The following is a 3,459-nucleotide window of genomic DNA, read 5'->3' as shown; positions in this document are numbered from 1 at the left end:
ACCTGTCATAGATTTATGATGGCATCCTTTGCGGCCGTTCGCCGTTCGGGGTAGCGGCGAGCGACGCACGGCGGAAGGACGGACATGAGCGACAGCGCGACGACCGAGCGGGATGTGGATGCAGTCCATGAGGACGGCTCGCCCGAGCGGCTGCAGATCGACACGATCCGCACCCTCGCGATGGACGCGGTTCAGAAGGCCAATTCCGGCCACCCCGGCACGCCGATGGCGCTGGCGCCGGTCGCCTGGACGATCTGGACGAAGCATCTGCGCTACGACCCGCAGACGCCCGACTGGCCGAACCGCGACCGGTTCGTGCTCTCGGTCGGCCATGCCTCGATGCTGCTCTATTCGGTGCTGCACCTGGCCGGCGTCCGCGAGATCGACGCGGACGGCAAGCCGACCGGCGACGAGGCGGTGAGCCTCGACGACATCAAGCAGTTCCGCCAGCTCTCCTCCAAGACGCCCGGCCATCCCGAATATCGCCTCACCACCGGCGTCGAGACGACCACCGGCCCGCTCGGCCAGGGCTGCGGCAATTCGGTCGGCATGAGCATCGCCACGCACCAGTTGGCGGCACGCTTCAACAGGGACGGCTTCAAGCTGTTCGATCACGACGTCTATGTGCTCTGCGGCGATGGCGACATGAGCGAGGGCGTCTCGTCGGAGGCCGCGTCGCTGGCGGGTCATCTCAAGCTCGCCAACCTCTGCTGGATCTACGACAGCAACCACATTACCATCGAGGGATCGACCGAGCTCGCCTTCACCGAGGACGTGGGGATGCGGTTCATGGGCTATGGCTGGCAGGTCATCCATGTCGACGACGCCAACGACACCGACGCGATGGACAAGGCGATCGAGCAGTTCAAGGCGTGCACCGACCGGCCGACGATGATCGTCGTGCACTCGGTGATCGGCTGGGGCTCGTCCAAGGCAGGGAGCGAAAAGGCGCATGGCGAGGCGCTCGGCCCCGACGTCGTCAAGGCCACCAAGAAGGCCTACGGCTGGCCCGAGGACAAGGACTTCTACATCCCGGATGGCGTGCAGGACGCCTTTACCAGGGCGGTGACAGATCGCGGCCGGCCGCTGCGCGAGAAGTGGGAAGCCGACTTCAAGCGCTACGCCGAGACCTTCCCCGACCTCGCCGCCGAGTTCGACCAGCTCCGCCAGGGCAAGATGCCGGATGGTTGGAACGCCGATATCCCGACCTTCGAGGCGGACGCCAAGGGCGTCGCCAGCCGCGAATCGAGCGGCAAGGTGCTGAACGCGATCGCGCCGCATGTGCCGATGCTGATCGGCGGCGCCGCCGACCTCGAGCCCTCGACCAAGACCGGGCTCAAGTTCCAGGGCGCGGGTTCGTTCGAGCCGGCGAGTTACGACGGGCGCAACATGCACTTCGGCGTGCGCGAGCATGCGATGGGGTCGATCGCCAACGGCATGGCGCTCAGCTACATCCGCTCCTACACCGCGACCTTCCTCGTGTTCGCGGACTATATGCGTCCGCCGATCCGGCTTGCCTCGATCATGGAAGTGCCGACGATCTTCGTGTTCACGCACGATTCGATCGGCGTCGGCGAGGACGGCCCGACCCACCAGCCGATCGAGCAGCTCGCCTCGTTGCGCTGCATCCCCGGGCTCGACACGATCCGGCCGGGCGATGCCAATGAGGTGGCGGTGGCGTGGCAGGTCGCGCTGGAGCACACCAGCGAGCCGACCGTGCTGGTGTTCTCGCGGCAGGCGATCCCGACGCTCGATCGCAGCAAGTACGCCGCCGCGGAGGGATTGAAGCAGGGCGCCTATGTGCTCGGCGATTGCGATGGCGACTGCGAGGTGATCCTGATCGGCACCGGCTCGGAGCTGCCGCTCGTCGTCTCCGCGCACGAGAAGCTGATCGAGCAGGGTGTCAAGTCGCGGGTGGTGTCGATGCCGAGCTGGTATCTGTTCGAGAAACAGGACGACGCCTATAAGGAGAGCGTCTTCCCCAATGCCGTGCGCGCCCGTCTCGCGGTCGAGCAGGCGGGGTCGATGGGCTGGGACCGCTATGTCGGTCACGATGGTGCAACGATCACCATGTCTACATTCGGAGCGTCGGCGCCGCTCGCCAAGCTCCAGGAGAAATACGGCTTCACGCTGGACAATGTCGTCAAGACCGCGCGCGACGTGATCGGGAAGAACGCATGACCAACCACCTGCAAGAGCTCGAAGCCGCCGGTCAGGCGGTGTGGCTCGATTTCGTCGACCGCAAGTTCCTCGCCGAGGGGGGCTTGAAGAAGCTCGTCGCCAACGACGGGCTGACCGGCGTGACCTCGAACCCTTCGATCTTCGAGAAGGCGATGGGGCATGGCGACGCCTATGACGAAGGCCTGTCCGAGTTCCTGGGCGAAAAGGACGCGAGCGTCGTCGCCACCTACGAGCATCTCGCCATCGCCGACATCCAGGCGGCGGCGGCGGACCTCAAGCCGGTGTACGACCGGCTCGACGGCAAGGATGGCTATGTCAGCCTCGAGGTCTCGCCCTATCTGGCGCTCAAGACCGACGAGACGATCGCCGAAGCCCGTCGGCTGTGGGGCGAGGTCGACAAGCCCAATCTGATGGTCAAGGTGCCGGGCACCGTCCCCGGCGTGCCGGCGATCCGCCAGCTCATCGCGGACGGGCTCAACATCAACGTCACGCTGCTGTTCGCCTTCGATGCGTACAAGCAGGTGGCCGAAGCCTATATGGACGGGCTGGAGGCGCGCGTCGCCAAGGGTGAGGCGATCGACCGGATCGCCAGCGTGGCGAGCTTCTTCGTCAGCCGCATCGATGCCGAGATCGACAAGGCGATCGACAAGCGCGTGGAGGCCGGCGACGACGAGGCCGACGCGCTGAAGGCGATCCGCGGCAAGGTCGCGATCGCCAACGCCAAGCTCGCCTATGCCTGGTATCAGGAGATGATCGAAAGCGACCGCTGGCAGGCGCTCGCCGCCAAGGGCGCGATGCCGCAGCGGCTGCTGTGGGCCTCCACCGGCGTCAAGGACAAGGCCTATCCCGACACGCTCTACATCGACACGCTGATCGGGCCGGACACGGTCAACACCATGCCGCCCAAGACCATGGACGCATTCCGCGAGCATGGCACCGCCAAGGTGACGCTGACCGCCGATCTCGACGCGGCGAAGCACGTCATGGCGGAGGCCGACCGGCTCGGGCTCAAGCTTGGCGACGTGACCACGGGGCTGGTCGATGCCGGCGTCAAGCTCTTCGCCGATGCTGCCGACGCGCTGCTCGGCGCGGTGGCAGGCAAGCGCGCCGACTTCCTCGGCGATCGGCTCGACGGGATGACCACGACGCTGCCGAAGCCGCTGGAGGAAGCGGTCGAAAAGCGGCTCGAGTCGGCGCGGGCTGACGGCTGGTCGCGCAAGCTGTGGGCTGGCGACCCGGCGCTGTGGACGGGCAAGGACGAGGGGAAGTGGCTCGGCT

Annotated in this window: 2 protein-coding genes; both read left to right on the top strand. The window is 66.5% G+C overall.

The genetic code is table 11. The features are described from left to right. The first annotated feature begins 84 nt into the window (after nucleotides 1–84). On the top strand, nucleotides 85–2,181 hold the full coding sequence (gene tkt / locus HUU96_RS13365; RefSeq protein WP_174293250.1) for a transketolase: 2,097 nt from the start codon (nucleotides 85–87) through the stop codon (nucleotides 2,179–2,181). Next, the coding region (gene tal, locus HUU96_RS13360; protein WP_174293249.1) for a transaldolase at nucleotides 2,178–3,459 on the top strand (1,282 nt) is incomplete at its 3' end. The genes tkt and tal, both read left to right, overlap by 4 nt.

Source organism: Sphingomonas bacterium (genome assembly GCF_903644135.1).
GTDB lineage: Bacteria > Pseudomonadota > Alphaproteobacteria > Sphingomonadales > Sphingomonadaceae > Sphingomonas.
The sequence above is the reverse complement of the archived record's forward strand: the minus strand, read 5'-3'. Positions and strand labels throughout refer to the sequence as shown.